Raw genomic sequence first — 344 nt, 5'->3', positions numbered from 1 at the left:
ATGTTAATCAGGGTAGGGTAAGTCGACCCCTAAGGCGAGGCCGAAAGGCGTAGTCGATGGGAAACAGATTAATATTTCTGTACTCGATATAATTGCGATGGGGGGACGGAGCAGGCTAAGCAAGCATAGCGTTGGTAGTCTATGTGAAAGTGAGTAGGGCGTTTGTTTAGGTAAATCCGGACAAACACTAAACCTGAGACACGAGACGAGTCACTACGGTGATGAAGTTGTTGATGCCATACTTCCAGGAAAAGCCTCTAAGCTTCAGATTATATGGAATCGTACCCCAAACCGACACAGGTGGTCAGGTAGAGAATACTAAGGCGCTTGAGAGAACTCGGGTG

General features: G+C 47.4%; 1 rRNA gene. It reads left to right on the top strand.

The features are described 5' to 3' along the window. Positions 1-344 (top strand): 23S ribosomal RNA (locus H4J50_RS19920); the annotation flags it as partial.

The sequence above is a fragment of the Colwellia sp. 6M3 genome (assembly GCF_014077595.1).
Taxonomy (GTDB): domain Bacteria; phylum Pseudomonadota; class Gammaproteobacteria; order Enterobacterales; family Alteromonadaceae; genus Cognaticolwellia.
The sequence above is the reverse complement of the archived record's forward strand: the minus strand, read 5'-3'. Positions and strand labels throughout refer to the sequence as shown.